Genomic DNA, 19145 nt, shown 5'->3' on the forward strand with positions numbered 1-19145 from the left:
TTTCAGACAGCGCTTTCCGGCCCGGAAGCCCAGCGCTCACCGCCCTGCGCGCCCCGCGCCCACCGGCCCGGAAGCGCGGCGCTCACCGCTACGAAAGCGCCGCGCGCAGCCGCTCGGGGTCGGTCGTCGGAGCGTCACAGGTGAAGTTACGGCAGACGTACGCGGCCGGTTCACCGCCGACCAGCGGCCGGTCCGCGAGCAGCGGGAACTCCTCGCCGCCAACCGGGCCGTAGGCGACGACGGCACCAGGCGCACTGGAGAGCAGCGCCGTACGGTGCAGCTCCCGCGCGCCGGTGTCGTCCGCCGCGCGCCCCACGATCGCCACCTCCCGCGGCCCGTCGAGCAGCGCCTCCGCCACCGCGAGCCCCCAGCCGATGAACCGCGGCACCCGCGGCCCCAGCACCTTCACCACGCCCAGCGCCCGCTCGGCGGCCGTGCGGTGGGGCTCGGAGCCGGTGTGCGCGGCGTAGCTCAGCAGCGCGCCCGCGGCGGCGGTCCAGCCGGACGGGGCGGCGTTGTCGGTCGGGTCCTGCGGCCGGCGGATCAGCCGCTCGGCGTCGGCGGCGGTGTCGAACAGCGCGCCGGTCTTCTCGTCGGCGAACCGGGTGAGCACGTGGTCGAGCAGCAGCCCGGCGAAGTCCAGCCACACGCCCTCGCCGGTGACGGAGGCCAGCGCGAGGAACCCCTCGGCGACGTCCGCGTAGTCCTCCAGCACGCCCGCGTTGGCGCCGGTGCGCCCGTCCTTGCTGGTGCGGGCGAGGTGGGCGCGGTCGTCGAGGTGCACCCGGACCAGCAGGTCGGCGGCGGCGAGGGCGGCGTCGACGAGGTCGGGGCGGTCGAAGTAGGCGCCGGTCTCGGCGAGCGCGGCGATGGCGAGGCCGTTCCAGGCGGCGACGACCTTGTCGTCCCGGCCGGGTGCGGGCCGCTCCTCGCGGGCCCGCAGCAGCCGCTGCCGCACGCCGTCGATCCGCGCGGCGTCGAAGACGCCCTCGTGCTGCGGGAGTTGCAGCACGGAGGAGCCGTGCTCGAAGGTGCCCTCCTCGGTCACGCCGAAGTACTGCGCGGCGAGCCGGGCGTCGTCGTCCCCGAGGACGTCGCGCAGCTGCTGCGGCGTCCACACGTAGTACGCGCCCTCGACGTGCCGCCCCGTCCCGTCGTCGCTGTCGGCGTCGAGCGCGGAGGCGAAACCGCCCTCGGCCGTGCGCAGTTCGCGCACCATGAAGTCGGCGGTTTCCAGGGCGACGCGGCGGGCGAGGTCCGATCCGGTGGCCCGCCACAGGTGGGCGTAGACCCGGCAGAGCAGCGCGTTGTCGTACAGCATCTTCTCGAAGTGCGGCACGACCCACTCCCGGTCGACGGAGTAGCGGGCGAAGCCGCCCCCGAGCTGGTCGTAGATCCCGCCCCGGGCCATCCGCTCGCAGGTGTCCCGCGCCATCTGCAGGGCGCCCTCGGAGCCCGTGCGCGCGTGGTGGCGCAGCAGGAACTCGATCACCATCGACGGCGGGAACTTGGGCGCGCCGCCGAAGCCGCCGCGCTGCGGGTCGTACTCCCGGGTCAGCCCCAGCAGCGCCTGCGCCAGCTCCTGCTCCCCGGGCACCTGCTTGCCGGCGCCGTAGTCGATCTCCCGCCCGGCGAGATCGCGCACGATCTTCCCCGCGACGTCGGCGACCTCCTCGCGCCGGTCGTCCCACGCCTGCCGCACGCCCTCCAGCACCTGCCGGAACGAGGGCATCCCGTGCCGCGGCGCGGGCGGGAAGTACGTGCCGAAGTAGAACGGCTCCGCCTCCGGGGTCAGGAACACGGTCATCGGCCACCCGCCGTGCCCGGTGGCCGCCTGCACGGCCTCCATGTAGACGGCGTCCACGTCGGGGCGTTCCTCCCGGTCGACCTTGACGCTGACGAAGTGCTCGTTGAGGTAGGCGGCCGTGGCCTCGTCCTCGAAGGACTCGTGTGCCATCACGTGGCACCAGTGGCAGCTCGAGTAGCCGACGCTCAGCAGCACGGGAACATCCCGGCGCCGCGCCTCGGCGAACGCCTCCTCGGACCAGGGCCACCAGTCGACGGGGTTGTCCGCGTGCTGGAGCAGGTAGGGGGACGTCTCGTGGGCGAGTCGGTTCGGCATGGTGTCCATCCTGCCGCAGTACCCGTTCCTCGGCTCACGGCACGGATGCGGAGCCCCGGGTTCCGGCGGTCCCGCCCTCTCCCCTGGACTCGTCATGCGCATCACACTTGGCCGGGAACGCCGTTGCCGCCGGAGGGGGACGTGCCATGCGGGACAGTCATCGGGCCGAGGCCGAGCGGCTGCTGGTGAGGGCCGTGGAGGAGGAGGTGCGGCGGTCCGGAGGCCGCACCGACGGAAAGGTGCTGCTGGCGCGGGCGCGCGGGTCGCTGGACGCGATGGCGCGGGCGGCACGGGAGGAGTACGACGCCTACACCCGGGCGCTGGACGAGGCGGAGGCCGGGCGGCTGACGTTCGGGCAGCGGTACGCGCGCGAGGGCGCCGGGACGCCGCTGATGGTGGCGGTGGTCGCCGCCGTCGCCGCGGCCGTCGCCGACCTGGCGCTCGGCACCGGCACGGGCACCGCGCTCGGCGCGGGGGTCACCGTCGGGTTCGCGGGCGCGGCGGCGACCGTCGTGAAGGTGGCCGGGGCGCATCTGCCGGCCGCGCATCACCGCGCGGGGGCGGCCGGGCAGCCCGGCGGACCGGAGCAGCTGCGGCTGCAGTGGCTGACGGCGCTGGAGGTACGCGGGATCCGGCCGTTCCTCGATCAGCAGCGGGTGCTCGCCGCGTCGACGGGACCGAAGAAGAGCGGGCCGCAACTGCTGGGCGCGGACAAGAGCGCGGCGGCGCGCGGGCGGGCGGCGCTGGAGCAGTCGTTCGGACACCTGCCGGAACCGGCGGGCGCGTTCGCGGGGCGGCGGCAGGAGCTGGCCCGGATCCGGCAGTGGGTGCAGGCTGCCCGGGCGAGTACGAGTACCCGGCCGACGGTGGTGGTGCTGCACGGGGCGCCCGGCAGTGGCCGTACGGCGCTGGCGGTGCGGGCCGCGCACGATCTGCGGGACCAGTTCCGCGGGGCGTGCCTGGTGGATCTGCGCGGGGACAGCCCGGAGGAGGAGCCGCTGTCCACGCGGGAGGCACTGCTGCATCTGCTGAACCGGCTGGGCGCGCCGCGCGAGCAGTTGCTGTTCCGGGAGCGGTCGTCGGCGGACCAGCAGGTGAAGCGGCTCGGCGAGCTGTACCACCAGCATCTGACGGGGGTGCCGGTCACGGTCGTCCTCGACGACGCCTCCGATCCGGAGCAGGTGCGCGCGCTGGTCCCGGAGCGCTCCGACAGCCTGGTGCTGGTCACCGCGCCCGAGCCGCTGAGCCTGCCGGAGGACTTCCCGGCCTGGGTGCACCACCTGGAGGTGCCGGCGCTTCAGGCGGCCGGTGCGGAGGAGCTGCTGCGCGAGGCGGCGCAGGGGGATCCGGGGCCGTACGACGCGGAGTCCGCGGACCGGGTCCGGGAGCTGTGCGGCGGGCTGCCGCTGGCGCTGCGCATCGCGGGCTCCTCGCTCGGCGCCCGGTCGCCGCGGCGGCTGGCCGCGGATCTGGAGGCGTACGGTCCGGTGGGGCCGGTGGAGCGGGCGCTGTGGCTGCGCTACACCGACCAGCCGGAGCCGGGGCGCAGACTGCTGCGCCGGCTGGCGCTGGCCGGGCGGGCGTCGCTGGGCGCCGCGGCGGCGGCCTCGCTGCTGGCGACGGACGAGGCGGAGGCGACCCGGCACCTGGTGGCGCTGTCCCGCGCGGGCCTGATCGACCACGTCCGCGGCCACCGCTACCGCCTGCACGACCTGGTCCGCGCCTTCGCGCACGCCCGCCTCCTCGACGAGGAGGACCCGGCGGAGCGTACGGCGGCGCAGGAGCGGCTGATCGTGAACTACGCCGAGCTCGCGGACTCGGTGCTGCGCCTGGTGGACGGCAACATGTCGACCCGCTCGGACCGGTTCGGCCCGCACGGTTTCACCTCGCTCGACGAGGCGCTGCGCTGGCTGGACGACGAGTCGAGCTTCATCACGGCGGCCCTGCGGCACGCGGAGGGCGTGGACCAGGGGGCGGTGCTGAACCTGCTGGGCGCGCTGTGCGACTACTGCCTGCTGCGCGGCGACCTGTACCGGCTGGGCGAGATCAGCGAACTGGCGCAGGCCGTGGACCAGGGGCTGCTGATCCGCTCGGTGCAGTGGCGCACCGGTATCGCGGCCCGGCAGCTCGGCGAGCTGGACCGGGCGCGGGCCACGCTGACGTCGGTGGTCGACCTGTACCGGGAGGCCCACCACGACGCGGGCGCCGCGCGGGCGCTGTGCTCGCTCGGCATCACCCTGCATCACCAGGGCAACCTGACCGAGGCGGCGGCGAAGCTGCGGGAGGCGCTGGACATGCAGGCCGCGCCGGCGCTGGCGACGGACCGGGCGTGGACGATGCACGCGCTGGCGGCGGTGGAGCGGGACCGGGCCCGTCTCGCGGAGGCGCTCGAGCTGCTGACCCGGTCGCTGGAGCTGCACCGCGCGGGTGAGTCCGTGCACGGCGAGGCGTGGGCGCACTTCCAGCTCGGCCAGCTGTACATCCGCCTCGGCGACGCGGAGCGCGCCCGCGCGGAGCTGGGGCAGGCCCTGGAGCGCTACGGCCGCACCCGCGACGCCCGCGGCGAGGCCTGGGCGCTGACCCAGCTGGCGCGGACCCTGCTGCTGACCGGGGACGGCGGCCCGGCGGCGGAGGAGCTGCGGCAGGCGGCGGCGCGGCACCGGGAGAACGAGGACGCGCGCGGGGAGGCGTGGACGCTGTACTACCTGGGACAGGCGCTGGAGGAGACCGGCGACCTGGACCGGGCGGTACGCGAGCTGGAGCGGTCCCGCACGATGTTCTCCCGGATGCGGGACGTGTACGGCCTGGCCTGCGCCCGGCACCACTCAGCGCGGGTCACCCGCGACCAGCGGGCGGCGCAGACCGGCTCGCTGCGCAACTCGGGCTTCGCCCGTCAGCTCCTGGTGGACGCCCGCGCCGACTTCCGGCGCATCGGTGTCGCCCACGGCGAGGCGTGGACGTGCCTGGAGCTGGCCGTGGTGGACGCGGGCAACGCGCGTACGGCGCAGGCGCTCGCCCTGTGCGACGAGGCGGCGGGCCTGTTCGCGTCGTACGGCGACCGGCGGGGCGAGGACTGGGCGCGCTTCCTGCGCTGCACCCTGCTGCCGTACGCCGCCCCGGGCGGGGTGGAGGTGGGGACGGCGGTGGCGCAGGAGGAGCTGGCCCAGCTGGCCCGCGCCGGGCATCCCGCGCGCGACGAGAAGCTGGACGGGTACGTCGAGGCGTACGGGCTGCTGCTGGAGCGCGGGGTCAGCCTGGAGGCGGGCTGGCAGGCCTGGCGCCTGGGCATGGTGCCGAGCCGCCACGCCCGGGAGGTGATGGGCGTGGCGGTGCGGGCGGCGCGTGACGCCCGCTGACCGCGCGGGTCAGCTCTTCTTCGCCTCGGAGGCCGCGGCCGGGGACTTCGCGTCGTCGGCCGGGGCCTCCTCGAAGTCGACCTTGCCCATGTGCTTGTTCATGGACTTCATCAGGGCCCAGACGGCCAGGCCCATCACCGCGAAGACGATGAAGCCGAGGACACCGGGGGTGACCTTGTCCTTGTCGAACTCCTTGGCGATGGTCACGAAGTGCGTCATGGCCAGGCTTGTGCTTGGGGTCATGTCAGGCATTGTCCCGGATGCCCGCGAAGAGGTCGTCCTCGGGGAGGGAGGTATCGACGAGGGACTTCGCCAGCTCGTACTCCTCGGTGGGCCAGACCTCCTTCTGGAGCTCCAGCGGGACGCGGAACCAGCCGCCGTCGGGGTCGATCTGCGTGCGGTGCGCGATCAGCGCCTTGTCGCGGATCTCGAAGAAGTCGGCGCAGGGCACGTGGGTGGTGAGAGTGCGGTTCTGGAAGCCGGACTCGTCCCAGCGCTTGAGCCAGTCCGCGTAGGGGGACTCCAGGCCGCGGTCGAGCATCGCCTGGTGCAGGGCCTCGGTGCGGGGGCGGTTGAAGTTCTGGTTGTAGTAGACCTTCAGCGGCTGGTAGGCCGGGCCGTACTCGGCCTCGGGGTACTTCTCGGTGTCCGCCGCGCCCTCGAACGCCACCATCGTGATCTTGTGGGTCATGATGTGGTCGGGGTGCGGATAGCCGCCGTTCTCGTCGTAGGTGGTGATCACCTGGGGACGGAAGGAGCGGATCCTCCTCACCAGCTCGCCGGCCGCGTGGTCGACGTCCTCGAGGGCGAAGCAGCCCTCCGGCAGCGGGGGAAGCGGGTCGCCCTCCGGCAGGCCGGAGTCGACGAAGCCGAGCCACTCCTGCTTGACGCCGAGGATCTCCCGGGCCTCGTCCATCTCCTTCTTGCGCACCTCGTGGATGTTCTCCTCGATGTACTTGTCGCCCTGGAGCTTCGGGTTGAGGATGGAGCCGCGTTCCCCGCCGGTGCAGGTCACCACCAGCACGTCCACCCCCTCGGACACGTACTTCGCCATGGTGGCCGCGCCCTTGCTCGACTCGTCGTCGGGGTGGGCGTGGACGGCCATCAGTCGCAGCTGGTCAGTCAAGGCTCTTCCTCGGTCGTTGTGTCGGCGCCCGGTGGACCGGGTGCGAACGGCGGCTTCTATAGTGACCGAACCGGAGGGTGAATAATTCCGGGGTAAGGCCGGAAGGCCCGTTTCGGAACAGGGTGTCCCGCCCGGCCGAGAGGATGATCATGAGTACGGTGCGTACGCCACTGCGCGAGGGCCGCTACGGCCGTTCCTCCGACGAGCGCACGGACCGCACGCTCAAGGTGATCGGCGGGGTCCTGGGAGCGCTGCTCGTCGTCCTGGTCGGGTACTTCGCGTACCACTACGTCGGCCAGAACAAGATCAGCGCCGAAGTGATCAGTTTCGATCTCCAGGACGACGCGGTGAAGGTCGAACTGCGCGTCGAGAAGGACGCCGGCGCATCCGGCTACTGCACGGTACGGTCCCAGGCGGAGAACGGCGCCGAGGTGGGCCGGGCGGACTTCCGCTTCGACGGGGACGCCACCCGCCTCACCGAGGTCGTCACGCTGCGGACCACCGCGCCCGGGACCACGGCCGAGCTGCTGGGCTGCCACGCGGACTGAGCGCACCACCGCGCACCGCCGACGCACCACCCGGAATATCGACCGGCTGACCTGCGTTGACGCGGCTTTGGTGACTTATGTCCTCCCCCTTCCGTCCCTGAATTGTTAGGCTCGTGGTTTCGCCCACTCCTGAAGGAACATTCTTCTGGGTAGGGCGATGCTTTGTATTCCCAGTACCGACGAGGAGCACCTGTGACCCAGACCAGCGAGAACGTCACCTGGCTGACCCAGGAGGCGTACGACAAGCTCAAGGAAGAGCTTGAGTACCTGTCTGGTCCCGCGCGCACCGAGATCGCGGCCAAGATCGCCGCGGCGCGTGAGGAGGGCGACCTGCGGGAGAACGGCGGGTACCACGCGGCCAAGGAGGAGCAGGGCAAGCAGGAGCTCCGCGTGCGCCAGCTGACCCAGCTCCTCGAGAACGCCAAGGTGGGTGAGCCTCCGGCGACCGAGGGTGTCGTCGCGCCCGGCATGGTCGTCACGATCGCCTTCGACGGCGACGAGGACGACACGCTGACGTTCCTGCTCGCCTCCCGGGAGTACGCGAGCGAGACCATCGAGACGTACTCGCCGCAGTCCCCGCTGGGCACCGGCGTCAACGGCAAGAAGGTCGGCGAGGACGCGCAGTACGAGCTGCCCAACGGCAAGAAGGCCTCGGTGAAGATCCTGAAGGCCGAGCCGTACAGCGGCTGATCCCGGCCGCAGCCACTGCTTCACGCCCCCGGTGTCGTGTGACACCGGGGGCGTCGGCCTACGTCACTCGATGACCGTGTAGCCCGCCGTGCGCAGCGCCTCGCCGACCTCGGCACAGTGCGCCGGGCCCTTGGTCTCCAGGTGCAGCTCCACCTCCGCCTCGGTGAGGCCGAGGCGCGGATCGGTGCGTACGTGGCTCACGTCGAGGACGTTCGCGTCGACCGCCGACAGCACCCCGAGCAGCGTCGCGAGGGCACCGGGCCGGTCCGTCAGCCGCAGCCGTACCGCCAGGTAGCGGCCCTGCGCGGCCATGCCGTGGCGCAGGACGCGCTGCATCAGCACCGGGTCGACGTTGCCGCCCGACAGCACCGCCACCACCGGCCCCTCGAAGGCGCCGGGGTCGCTCAGCAGCGCCGCGACCGGGCTCGCCCCGGCCGGCTCCACGACCAGCTTGGCCCGCTCCAGGCACAGCAGCAGGGCGGCGGACAGCTCGTCCTCGGTGACCGTGCGCACCTCGTCGACGAGCGCGCCGACGATCCCGAAGGGCACGTCCCCGGGCCGCCCGACCTTGATGCCGTCGGCCATGGTCACCGGGTTCTCGATGGAGACCGGGCGGCCCGCCGCCAGCGAGGGCGGATACGCCGCCGCGCCCGCCGCCTGCACGCCGACGATCCGCACGTCCGGCCGCAGCGCCTTCACCGCGATCGCGATGCCCGCCGCGAGCCCGCCGCCGCCGATCCCGACGACGATCGTGCGCACCTCCGGGCACTGCTCCAGGATCTCCAGGCCGACGGTGCCCTGGCCCGCGATGATGTCGGGGTGGTCGAAGGGGTGGATGAAGACCGCGCCGGTGTCGGCGGCGTACTCCTGGGCGGCGGCCAGCGTCTCGTCGACGACGTGACCGTGCAGGCGCACCTCGGCGCCGTAGTCCCTCGTCGCACTGATCTTCGGCAGCGGGGCGCCCCTCGGCATGAACACCGTCGAACGCACCCCGAGCAGGGACGACGCCAGCGCCACGCCCTGCGCGTGGTTGCCGGCGCTCGCGGCGACCACTCCGGCGGCCCGCTCCTCGGGCAGCAGCCCGGCGATCCTGACGTAGGCACCGCGCAGCTTGAACGAGCCCGTCCGCTGGAGGTTCTCGCACTTGAGGTGCACCGGTGAGCCGACGAGCCCGCTCAGGTGCCGGCTGCCCTCCATCGCGGTCACCCGCGCGACCCCCGTGAGCATCTTCTGCGCCCCGCGTACATCGTCGAGGGTGACGGTGCGAAAGGAGTCAGCGGTGCGGTAGCTCATGACTCCAGCATCGCAGTTCACGGGCGGGAAGCGCGGTTGTGACCAACCTCCGAGACTGGTTTGCGCAGCGCCGGTACGACCCGCCTCCGGGCCGCGTACCCTGTCCCCCAACCCAGCACCCATTCATGAAGTGAGCCCCCGGCCATGCCCACAACACCTGAAATGTCGATGGACATGACGACCGTCGGTGACACCGGTCTTCTCGACGCCCTCCAGCACGAGGTGGCGGTGTTCGCCCGCCGCGCCGAACAGACCCGGCTCGGCGGCGTCGGGCAGGTGCGCAACTCCATGGACCGCGCCGCGTACCTGCTGCTCAACCGGCTCGACAAGGAGGGCCCCATGGGCGTCAAGGCGCTCGCCTCCAGCATGGGCATCGACTCCTCGACGGTCACCCGCCAGGTCGCGCCGCTGGTCGACTCCGGCCTGGTCAAGCGCACCTCGCACCCCGAGGACGGGCGGGCCGTGGTGCTCCAGCTCTCCCCCCGCGGCCTGTCCCGCCTGGAGGAGGTGCGCTCGTCGCGGCGCCGGCTGATGGCCGAACTGACCCAGGACTGGGCACCGGAGGAACGTGAGGCCTTCTGCACCCTCCTCACCCGCTTCAACGTGGCCCTCTCGGCCCGCATGAGCGCAGCGGGAGCCCCGGTGGCGGAACCCACCCCACCGTCCTGACCCGGGCGACGCCCGACTGCCCCTGGCCGCAACCCCGGCTGAATCCGGCCGCGCCCCTGCCGACCCTGGCCGCGCCCGGCCGGCCGTAGGTCCCGGCTGACCGTAGATCCCGGCTGCCCCCCTGCCTGCCCCGGCCCGTAAGCGGGCCGTCCCTCAGTCCGTACCCGAGCCGAACTCAGGTCGCACCCGGCCCGGCACAGGCCGTGCACGGCTCTTGACCGAAACGCTTCGCCTGGCCTCATATGAGACCGGGTCCTCGGATCCGCGTCCTTGGTCGCCCTCAGGGGGGAGGCGTGGTGCGACGACGGCAAGCGTCCCTGGGCGATCGCCGGGCCCTGGAGTTCCGGGCGTTCGTCGCGGGTGCGGCGGGGCGGCTGTTGCACACCGCCACGTTGCTCACGGCGGAGACACCGGACGACAACCCGCGCGCACGGCGCCTGCTCACCTATGCCCTCGCGCACACGTACGCGTGCTGGGACCGGCTGCGCGGGGAGGATCCGTACGACCGGGCCCGTCAGTTTTTGGCCACCCGCTTCGCGCGGGAGGCCTGGCACCATCACGGCGGGGCCCTCGCCCGGTTCCGGCCGGGCCCCGGCACCGTGCTCGCCGCGCTCGGCCCGCAGGAGCGGCTGATCCTGGTGCTGAGGCTCTTCGAAGGGGTCGCGGAGGAGCAGACCGCCGCGCTGCTCGGCCTGCCCCGCGAGCGCGTCCGCACGGTCTGCGACCGGGCCACGGCGACGCTGCTGCACCCGCCCCGCACCCCCGCGCCCGCGGCGGCGAAGACGGTGCCGTCATGAGGCGGCAGCGGTGAACCGGCTCGAACGGGAGGCCGCCGTACGGCGGATCATGGAGCGGGCGGCACCGACGGTGCCACCGGATCTCTACGCGCAGGTACTGCGCCGGGGCGGCCGGATGCTGCGCCGCAGGGTGCTCGCCCGCCGCGTGGGCCGGCTGCTGCTGCTCGCGGCGGTGGTGGCGTTCACCGTGTGGGCGCTGACCGCCCGCCCGTGGGTGGAGCCGCCGTCGCGGACGACCCCACCGCTCACGGGCTGGTGAGAAACACCGGTCAGCCGAGGGCCTGCTGAAGGTCTTCCAGCAGGTCGTCGACGTTCTCGATGCCGACGGACAGACGCACCAGGTCGCCGGGAACCTCCAGCGCGGAACCCGCCGCGGAGGCGTGCGTCATCCGGCCGGGGTGCTCGATCAGCGACTCGACGCCGCCCAGGGACTCGCCGAGGGTGAAGATCTTCGCGCGGTTGCAGACCTCGACGGCCGCCTCCTCGCCACCCTCGACCCGGAAGGAGACCATGCCGCCGAACGCCCGCATCTGCTTGGCGGCGACCTCGTGACCGGGGTGGTCCGGCAGGCCCGGGTACAGCACGCGGGTCACGCGCGGGTGCCGGGTCAGCATGTCGGCGATCCGCGTGGCGTTCTCGCTGTGCCGGTCCATGCGCACCGACAGCGTCTTGGTGCCGCGCAGCACCAGCCAGGAATCGAACGGCCCGGCGACCGCGCCCATCGCGTTCTGGTGGTAGGCCAGCTCCTCGCCCAGGGTCTCATCGGAGGTGATCAGCGCGCCGCCGACGACGTCCGAGTGGCCGCCCATGTACTTGGTCAGCGAGTGCACGACGACGTCCGCGCCGAGCGCCAGCGGCTGCTGGAGGTAGGGCGTGGCGAAGGTGTTGTCGACGACGAGCTTCGCGCCCGCGTCCCGGGCGACCTGGGCGACGGCGGCGATGTCGGTGATGCCGAGCAGCGGGTTGGAGGGCGTCTCGACCCACACCGCCTTGGTCTTCGGGGTGATCGCGGCCCGTACGGCGGCCGGGTCGCCGGTGTCGGCGACCGACCACTCCACGCCCCAGCGGGCGACGACCTTGGCGAACAGCCGGAAGGTGCCGCCGTACGCGTCGTTCGGGATGACGACGTGGTCGCCGGGGCTGAGCAGCGTACGCAACAGGCAGTCCTCGGCCGCCAGTCCGGACGCGAACGCGAGGCCGCGGCGACCGCCCTCGAGGGCGGCGAGGTTCTCCTCCAGGGCGGTCCTGGTGGGGTTGGCGCTGCGGCTGTACTCGTAGCCGCCGCGCAGGCCGCCGACGCCGTCCTGCTTGTAGGTCGACACCTGGTAGATGGGCGGGACGACCGCGCCGGTCAGGGGGTCGGCGGTGTTGCCCGCGTGGATCGCGAGCGTCTCGAAGTGCTGACTGATGTGCCTGTCGCTCATGGGGCCGAGCGTAGTGCGCGGACGCGGAAACCGGCGGACCGCGGAGTTTTCCACAGGTCGCGCACCGGGTTGGCCAATTGTCACAGGCGTCTGGAACGCTGGAGGCATGGAGATTCTCTGGGTCCTGATGGCACTGCTCATGCTGAGCTTCGTGCTGCTCCCCTACCTCAGGCGCCGGCGCGGCATGATCGAGCAGGTGGCGCCCGGCCACCCGGACGCCGCGGACCCGGCGAACTACGGCTTCGTGCGCCAGGAGCAGCTGGACGTCCGGATGCCGGGTCCCGACGAGGACCTGCTGGACGTCCTGGACCTGGTGCAGCGCACCCAGGACTACCGCGCGGCGGCCCAGCTGCTGGCCGGCACCGAGGCGGAGGGCGAGCTGCGCTGGCAGCGGGTGCAGGCGTTCGCGGGCGCCGCGTCCCTGGAACTCCAGCAGCGGCCGGGGAACGCCGGCGAGACGCCCGGCGGCCAGTGGCTCCGGGTGTGGCGGGCCGAGCAGCCCAAGGACGCGGGCGGCGCGGCGGTGCACGCGGAGTTCCTGGTGCAGCAGGCGTGGCGGACGGCGACGCCGGGCACGGACGAGTTCCGGATCATCATGGAGGAGGCGAAGGCGGCGTGCGGCGAGGCGGCGCTGCTGGCCCCCGGCGACCCGGTGCCGTACATCGTGGAGCTGTCGGTGGCCCGCGGTCTGTCCTATCCGCGCGAGGAGTTCGAGCAGCTCTGGCTGAAGATCCTCGACCGGGCTCCGAACCACATGGGGGCGCACCTGGCGGCCCTGCACTACTGGTGCGAGAAGTGGCACGGCTCGCGTGAGCTGGCTGCCTCGTTCGCGGAGGCCGCGGCGGCCCGCGCGCCGCAGGGCTCGCTGCTGGCGGCCCTGCCGCTGTTCGCGGTGTTCGAGCATCTGCCCGAGGTCAACCTGGTCAGCGGTTTCTACCAGAGCGAGGTCGTCACCAAGGCGATCCACGGCGCGCTGCACGCGGTCCACTCCGCACGCGCCGACGACCCCATGCTGGCGCACGTGCGCCATCTGCTGATCTTCTTCCTGGTGCGCGGCGAGCGCTGGGCGGAGGCCATGAGCCAGCTCGTCCACGTCGACGGCCATGTCGGCGCCCTCCCGTGGACCCTCTCCCCGGACCCGGCGGCGGAGTTCGCGGTCTACCGCGCCCTGGCGGTGGCGGGCTACGAGGCGAACGGCGGCAGCCCGGCGACGCTCCTGCACTGAGGCGCGGTCGCACCGAGACACGCGTGGCCCCGTGGCAGGCCGGCAGACGGCTCGGAAACCGGCCTGCCATGGACACGTCTTGCACGTCAACCCGCCGGTAGGCGATACTCCGCTTCCCCCCACAACCACTGATCACGACAGGCACTGAGCCCACCTCACACCGGCCGCGATCAGGCGCTGACCCGTGTCGCCGCGCCCCGCGGCACCCGCGTCGCGCACCCGCGGCACCGTGTCGCCGCACCCCGCTATCGTCAATCGCACATCCCGTGGGGGGACCCTGCCCGATGGGCGCGACCTTGCGCGCGCTGCGCGCTCTCCTGCTGCTCGCCGGCTTCTACCTGCTCGGCGTCCTGCTGCTGGCGGCCCTCGCCGGCATCGACTACCTGCTGTATCTGCACGCCCCGTCGGCCGTCGCGGCGAAGCTGTACCTCGTCTCCGTGCTGCTGGCGATCCCGCTGGTCCGCGGCCTGTTCATGCTGCGCACCCCGAAGGCGGAGGAACCTCCGGGCCTGGCCGTCACGGAGGCCGACGAACCCGCGCTGTGGCACACGGTGCGCGAGCTGGCCGACCGGACCGGCACCCGCGCCCCGTCCCGCATCGTGCTGACCGCCGAGGTCAACGCGGCCGTCACCGAGGACGCCCGCCTGCTCGGCCTGCTGCCCGGCCCGCGCCGCCTCTACCTCGGCGTACCACTCCTCCAGGGCCTGACCGAGGCCCAGCTCCGCTCGGTCCTCGCCCACGAACTGGGCCACTACTCCAACGCCGACACCCGCCTCGCCGCCCTCACCGTGCGCGGCCGGGCCCAGATCCTGCGCACCATCGGCCAGTTCGAGGAGCGCGCCGGGAAGACCGCCGAGCGCGAGCGGGCCCGGCAGGAGAAGAAGAACGCCAAGGCCGCGGCCAAGGGCAGGAAGACGAGCGAGGTCGACACCCGGCACGCGGGCCTGACGTACCGCGCGATGGCCCGGCTCTACACCGCGTACGCCAAGCTCTACTTCCGCGCCACGCTGGCCGGCGCCCGCCGCCAGGAGTACGCCGCCGACGCCGCTGCCGCCAGCATCGCCGGCCGGGACGCCACCGCCTCCGCGCTGCGCGAGATCCCGGTCCTCGACGCCGCGTTCGGCTTCTACACGCACCACTACCTCACCCTGGGCGAGAACGCCGCCCTGCTGCCGCCGCGCGGTGAGGTGTTCGGCGGCTTCGGCCGGATGCTGAGCGCCCGCCAGCTCGAACTCGCCGGGCTGTGCACCGAACTCCCGACCGAGCCCGTCTCGCCGTACGACTCCCACCCGCCGATCGCCGACCGCGTCCACCGCGTCGAGGCGCTGCCCGCCGACCACCGCACGGACGAGGGCCGGGGCGCCGCCCTCGGCCTGCTGTCCGACCCCGACCGCACCCTCGCGGCCCTGGAGGACGCGGCCCTGTCGGACGACGTACGACGGTGGCGGCGTACGGCCGACTGGCCGGAGCTGCTCGACGGCTCGATGACCGCCCAGCTCGCCGGCCTCGACACCCCCCTGCACCGGGCGCTGGCCCTCTACACCAAGGCGCGCCCCACCCTGCCCGCGCTGCTCGACCTGATCGATGAGGGCCGGCTGTGGCAGCTGGCGCGGCGGTTGCCGCTGTCCGACGAGGCGGCGGCGGCGAAGGGCCGCGCCTTCCGGGAGTTCGTCCGGCCCGCGCTGGCCGAGTCGCTGCACCGCATGGCGCTGGCCGAGTTCAGCGCCCACGCGCGGCTGCGCTGGGAGTTCTCCTGGGAGCGGAGCGCGACCGCGCGGCTGCTGCCCGCGCCGGGCGAACCGGCGCCCGCGACCGACACCGACCTGAGCGACCTGCTCGCTCCCGCCGTCGCCGCCGCGGTCGCCGACCACCCGGCCACCGCCCCGCTGCGCGCCCTGCTGCCCTCCGCCCCGACCGACCCCGCGAACCGAGAAACGGACAGTTCCCGATGACCGTAGTGCTGTGGATCCTGGCGATCCTGGCCGTCCCCACGCTGATCTTCTTCGGGTGGCTGGCCTGGGTGTTCCTGAAGGAGTTCTTCTCCCCGAGCCATGACGAGGACGCCGCCGCCGAGGCGGCCGGGAAGCTCGGGTTGCTGCCCGCCACCCGGCAGAACACCGAGCACGCGGGGCCGCTGCCCGCGGGCTGGGAGACGGCGCTGGCGGCCGTGCGCGGCGGCGACTGGCAGGCGGCGGCCGGTCTGATGCGCGAGACGGGACGCGACTGGGACCGCCGTTCCATGGCCGCGTACCTGCTCGGCGACATCGCGGCCGAGGAGGACGAGTGGCTGCTCGCCTGGGAGGCCGCGCGTCCCGAGGACCCGGACGCGGCCGTGGTGCGCGCCCGCAGCACGGTGATCCTGGCCTGGAAGCTGCGGGGCGGAAAGCGGGCCAAGTACACGACGAGCGAGCAGTTCGCGGGCTTCCACCGGACGCTCGCGGGCGCCCGCGAGGACATCGCCCGGGCGGCGGCGCTGAACCCCGACGACCCCACGCCGTTCATCACGGAGATCTGGGTGGCGCTCGGGCTCGGCTATCCGCACGCGGAGATGGACAAGCTGTGGGCGGAGATCACCGCCCGTGCCCCCCACCACTACGAGGCGCACTTCTCGGCGCTCCAGTACTGGTGCGACAAGTGGCGCGGCTCCGAGCGGCTCGCCATGGAGTTCGCCGAGCAGGCCGCGGCGAAGGCGCCGCTGGGCAGCCTGCTGACCGTGCTGCCGCTGATCGCCCACTTCGAGCACGACGAATCGGACGACGCCGAGGGCGACCGCACGCCGGAGATGGTGGCCCGGGTGGACGCGGGCCTCGCGGACGCCGCCGCGGCCGACCCGGCCCACCCGCGCCTGCCGGAGCTGCGCCACCTGCTGGCGTACTACCTCTCCCTCCAGGACCGGGACGAGATGGCGATCGAGCAGTTCCGCCTGGTGGACGGCTACGTCAACGCGCTGCCCTGGCGTTACCGCGGCGACGGCATGTCGGCGTACTACTGCCGGATCCGCGACTCGTCGGCGCTGGCGGTGGCCTCCGCTGACTGACACCGGCCGGCACACGACCGGAATTCGGGGCGGCACTCGGACGTTCACCGAGTGCCGCCCCGATGTCGTCCGGCGAGAAGGAGCCCCACCATGCTGTTCGGCCGCACCCCCGTCCTGCCCACCCCGGAGCAGGCACTGAAGGGCCGCCCGGAGCCCACCTTCGCCGTCCCCGAGCGCCACACGGTCCTCGGCACCCCCCTCCTCGGCCCCTACCCCGAGGGCCTGGAGATCGCCGACTTCGGCCTCGGCTGCTTCTGGGGCGCCGAGCGCAAGTTCTGGCAGCTCCCGGAGGGCGTGTACACGACCCTGGTCGGCTACCAGGGCGGCTACACCGAGCACCCCACCTACGAGGAGGTCTGCTCCGGCCTGACCGGCCACACGGAGGTCGTCCGCGTGGTCTACGACCCCTCGGTGATCTCCTACGACCGCCTCCTGAAGACCTTCTGGGAGTCCCACGACCCCACGCAGGGCTTCCGCCAGGGCAACGACGTCGGCACCCAGTACCGCTCGGCGATCTACACCCACACCCCCGCCCAGGCGGCCACCGCCGAGTCCTCCCGCGAGGCCTACCAGAAGGTCCTCTCGGACTCCGGCTACGGCGAGATCACCACGGAGATCCTCCCCGCGGACGGCCGCCCCTTCTACCCGGCCGAGGACTACCACCAGCAGTACCTTTCGGACAGCAAAAACCCGAACGGGTACTGCGGGCTGGGCGGGACCGGGGTGTCCTGCCCGATCGGTGTCGCCAAGGCCGACGGGTGACGGCTGGCGTTGCGCCGAAACTGCTGGAAGCGTTGTGGCGGGAACGACGGCCGTCGAGCCCGCCCCTCGCCCACACGTTTTGCAGCACGTACGCGGATCGCTGGGTGCGTTTCCACAGCCTCCTGGCTCCAGCGCTACCCGGAGTCCGAAGACGAGTACCCGGTTGTCCTGGAGCGGTACAACACGGTTCTCGACGAGTTGTTCACGGGTCTGGAGGTGTTCGTCGTGACCATGGACTGGTCGTGCACACCGACCGGTCCCGCCGGCTAGGCCGTGTTTTGAAAGTCGGCTCTGCTTCTCGTCCCGCATCGCGATGATCTCGGTGTGGGGCGAGGGGATCTTTCTGACGATCAGTGGGCTGTGCTGGAGCCGCTGTTGCCGGTCGCGGTGCTGGGGCGGCCGTCGTTGGGCCGGCGGAAGCTGATCGACGGAATCCGGTGGCGCGTGCGGACCGGTGCTCCGTGGAGGGATCTGCCGTCGGAGTACGGGCCGTGGCAGACGGTCTACGGACTCTTCCGCCGCTGGCAGCGTGACGGCACCTGGCCCGAACTGCTGACCCGGCTGCAGGCCCGGGCGGACGCGGCCGGGCTGATCACGTGGGAGGTCAACGTCGACTCCACGATCTGCCGGGCCCATCAGCACGCCGCAGGCGCCCGCCGCGACGGCCAGGCCCAGAAAGAACCGCCGGGCGGAACCCGCACCGAGCGCGAGGATCACGGCCTGGGCCGGTCCCGGGGAGGCTTCACCACCAAAATCCATCTGGCCTGCGAGCAAGGCCAGCGGCCGCTGTCTCTGCTGGTCACCGCAGGTCAGCGCGGTGACAGTCCTCAGTTCACCGCCGTCCTGGAAGGCATCCGGGTGCCCCGCACCGGACCGGGCCGTCCCCGTGTCCGGCCGCTGCGAGTGCGGGGCGACAAGGCGTACTCCTCCCGCGCCAACCGGGCCTACCTTCGAAAGTGCGGAATCCGCTGCACGATCCCGGAGCCTGCTGACCAGGCCGCCCACCGCAAACGGCGCGGGAAGGCCGGCGGGCGGCCTCCGGCCTTCAATCGCGAGGACTACAAGGCCCGGCACGCGGTCGAGTGCGGGATCAACCGGCTCAAGCGCAACCGTGCGGTCGCCACCCGGTTCGACAAGCTCGCCGTCCGCTTCGAAGCCACCGTCCTGATCGCCGCGATCGGCGAATGGCTGTGACCGGCCTGAGCTGTCGGTTCCTCATGCCATGCTGACCGCGACCAGGGTCGACAGCGAGGGGGAGGCAACGATGGGGGCTCAGTACTACGGCGCCGACAGCGAGAACGGCGACCGCATCGACGACCCCTCCGAGGACGCGCTGTTCATGATGATCAGCGACCTCAACGACTCCGACAACACCTTCGTCGTCGTCCAACCCGACGAGGACGACCCCGTCTGGTTCGCCTCCGTGGCCGTCCTGGACGAAGGCGGCTACGAGATCGTCCGCCGCGACACCACCCGCAACGAGCACGAGGTCACCACGGCGACCAGCATCAACGACATCGCCCGCGACCTCACCATCTGGATGGCCGCCCGCGACTTCCCCGGACGGCCAACCAGGCAGGCCAGCGAGTTCTAAAACACGCCCTAGGTGTATTGATCACGAGCGTTGTTGACACTCGCAGGTCTTGATCATGGCGAAGACCTCCGGTGTGGTGGAGCTGTCTAGGACTGCACCACACGGAGGTCTTCGTGTCCCACCGTAATGCCCGGCTGACCGTCTTCGGTAGGCGGTTGCTCGTTCAGCGTGTCTGCTCAGGCCGTCCCATCGCGCACGTAGCTGCCGAGATGGGCATCTCGCGGGCGACCGCCCACAAGTGGATGCGACGGTGGCGGGCCGAGGGTGACCGCGGGCTCGCCGACCGCTCCAGCCGGCCGCTGACCACCCCGCACCGAACCCCGGCCGCCATGGAGGCCCGTGTCTGCAAGCTACGGCAGGCCCGCAAACTCGGGCCGGCCCGCATCGGACCGATCCTGGGCCTGCCCGCCTCGACCGTGCACCGCATCCTGGCCCGCCACGGCATGAACCGCCTGGCCTGGCTGGACCGCCCGACCGGCGAGCCGATACGCCGCTACGAACG

At 72.7% G+C, this 19145-nt stretch carries 18 protein-coding genes; 13 read left to right on the forward strand and 5 right to left on the reverse strand.

Annotated features, from left to right (window positions below):
- Positions 1-88: 88 nt before the first annotated feature.
- Positions 89-2122: a thioredoxin domain-containing protein gene (locus tag ACIG0D_RS14930; protein ID WP_399800233.1), complete on the reverse strand. Its 2034-nt coding sequence runs from the start codon at positions 2120-2122 to the stop codon at positions 89-91.
- A 146-nt stretch (positions 2123-2268) separates the two neighbouring features.
- Here ACIG0D_RS14930 and ACIG0D_RS14935 point away from each other — a divergent pair, with 146 nt between their 5' ends.
- Entirely contained in the window at positions 2269-5478 is a 3210-nt protein-coding gene (locus tag ACIG0D_RS14935; RefSeq protein ID WP_399800235.1) for a tetratricopeptide repeat protein, read from the forward strand.
- A 9-nt stretch (positions 5479-5487) separates the two neighbouring features.
- Here ACIG0D_RS14935 and ACIG0D_RS14940 read toward each other — a convergent pair whose 3' ends face one another.
- Both ACIG0D_RS14940 and mca read right to left on the reverse strand, forming a co-directional pair.
- Positions 5488-5730, reverse strand: coding sequence for a hypothetical protein (locus tag ACIG0D_RS14940; RefSeq protein ID WP_399800238.1), 243 nt, complete (start codon positions 5728-5730; stop codon positions 5488-5490).
- Entirely contained in the window at positions 5723-6583 is an 861-nt protein-coding gene (mca, locus tag ACIG0D_RS14945) for a mycothiol conjugate amidase Mca (protein WP_399800301.1), read from the reverse strand. Before mca ends, ACIG0D_RS14940 begins: the two co-directional genes overlap by 8 nt.
- Positions 6584-6753: 170 nt before the next feature.
- On the opposite strand from mca, the gene ACIG0D_RS14950 reads away from it, so the two are divergent.
- Complete coding sequence (locus ACIG0D_RS14950; protein ID WP_365758347.1) at positions 6754-7152, forward strand: DUF4307 domain-containing protein; 399 nt, start codon at positions 6754-6756, stop codon at positions 7150-7152.
- Positions 7153-7344: 192 nt separating this feature from the next.
- Complete coding sequence (gene greA, locus ACIG0D_RS14955) at positions 7345-7842, forward strand: transcription elongation factor GreA (RefSeq protein WP_399800241.1); 498 nt, start codon at positions 7345-7347, stop codon at positions 7840-7842.
- A gap of 63 nt (positions 7843-7905) precedes the next feature.
- Here the strand turns inward: greA and ilvA are convergent, their stop codons facing one another.
- Positions 7906-9135: a threonine ammonia-lyase gene (ilvA, locus tag ACIG0D_RS14960; protein ID WP_399800243.1), complete on the reverse strand. Its 1230-nt coding sequence runs from the start codon at positions 9133-9135 to the stop codon at positions 7906-7908.
- 162 nt (positions 9136-9297) lie between these two features.
- Here ilvA and ACIG0D_RS14965 point away from each other — a divergent pair, with 162 nt between their 5' ends.
- The 3 genes from ACIG0D_RS14965 (at position 9298) to ACIG0D_RS14975 (ending at position 10860) form a co-directional block, all read left to right on the forward strand.
- Positions 9298-9804, forward strand: coding sequence for a MarR family winged helix-turn-helix transcriptional regulator (locus ACIG0D_RS14965; protein ID WP_399800303.1), 507 nt, complete (start codon positions 9298-9300; stop codon positions 9802-9804).
- Between the two features lie 296 nt (positions 9805-10100).
- Positions 10101-10601 carry a sigma factor-like helix-turn-helix DNA-binding protein gene (locus ACIG0D_RS14970; protein WP_399800245.1) on the forward strand — a complete coding sequence of 167 codons (501 nt, stop codon included), beginning with the start codon at positions 10101-10103 and terminating at the stop codon, positions 10599-10601.
- 10 nt (positions 10602-10611) lie between these two features.
- The gene (locus tag ACIG0D_RS14975; protein WP_365758355.1) at positions 10612-10860 is read left to right on the forward strand and encodes a hypothetical protein; all 249 of its coding nucleotides are present in this window, start codon (positions 10612-10614) and stop codon (positions 10858-10860) included.
- A gap of 10 nt (positions 10861-10870) precedes the next feature.
- Here ACIG0D_RS14975 and ACIG0D_RS14980 read toward each other — a convergent pair whose 3' ends face one another.
- Positions 10871-12025 carry a cystathionine gamma-synthase gene (locus tag ACIG0D_RS14980; protein ID WP_399800248.1) on the reverse strand — a complete coding sequence of 385 codons (1155 nt, stop codon included), beginning with the start codon at positions 12023-12025 and terminating at the stop codon, positions 10871-10873.
- Between the two features lie 106 nt (positions 12026-12131).
- On the opposite strand from ACIG0D_RS14980, the gene ACIG0D_RS14985 reads away from it, so the two are divergent.
- From ACIG0D_RS14985 to ACIG0D_RS15015, 7 genes are all read left to right on the forward strand, one after another.
- A complete protein-coding gene (locus tag ACIG0D_RS14985; RefSeq protein WP_399800251.1) occupies positions 12132-13250 on the forward strand; it encodes a hypothetical protein in 1119 nt (372 codons plus the stop codon).
- A gap of 284 nt (positions 13251-13534) precedes the next feature.
- On the forward strand, positions 13535-15202 hold the full coding sequence (locus ACIG0D_RS14990; RefSeq protein WP_399800254.1) for a M48 family metalloprotease: 1668 nt from the start codon (positions 13535-13537) through the stop codon (positions 15200-15202).
- Positions 15199-16287 carry a hypothetical protein gene (locus tag ACIG0D_RS14995; RefSeq protein WP_399800256.1) on the forward strand — a complete coding sequence of 363 codons (1089 nt, stop codon included), beginning with the start codon at positions 15199-15201 and terminating at the stop codon, positions 16285-16287. Before ACIG0D_RS14990 ends, ACIG0D_RS14995 begins: the two co-directional genes overlap by 4 nt.
- A gap of 90 nt (positions 16288-16377) precedes the next feature.
- Entirely contained in the window at positions 16378-17049 is a 672-nt protein-coding gene (gene msrA, locus ACIG0D_RS15000) for a peptide-methionine (S)-S-oxide reductase MsrA (RefSeq protein ID WP_399800259.1), read from the forward strand.
- A gap of 324 nt (positions 17050-17373) precedes the next feature.
- Positions 17374-18243, forward strand: a complete 870-nt coding sequence (locus ACIG0D_RS15005) for an IS5 family transposase (RefSeq protein WP_399800261.1) — start codon at positions 17374-17376, stop codon at positions 18241-18243.
- 28 nt (positions 18244-18271) lie between these two features.
- Positions 18272-18643 carry a hypothetical protein gene (locus ACIG0D_RS15010; RefSeq protein ID WP_399800264.1) on the forward strand — a complete coding sequence of 124 codons (372 nt, stop codon included), beginning with the start codon at positions 18272-18274 and terminating at the stop codon, positions 18641-18643.
- A gap of 113 nt (positions 18644-18756) precedes the next feature.
- The coding region (locus tag ACIG0D_RS15015) for a leucine zipper domain-containing protein (protein WP_399800267.1) at positions 18757-19145 on the forward strand (389 nt) is incomplete at its 3' end.

Source organism: Streptomyces sp. NPDC052773 (assembly GCF_044547145.1).
GTDB lineage: Bacteria > Actinomycetota > Actinomycetes > Streptomycetales > Streptomycetaceae > Streptomyces.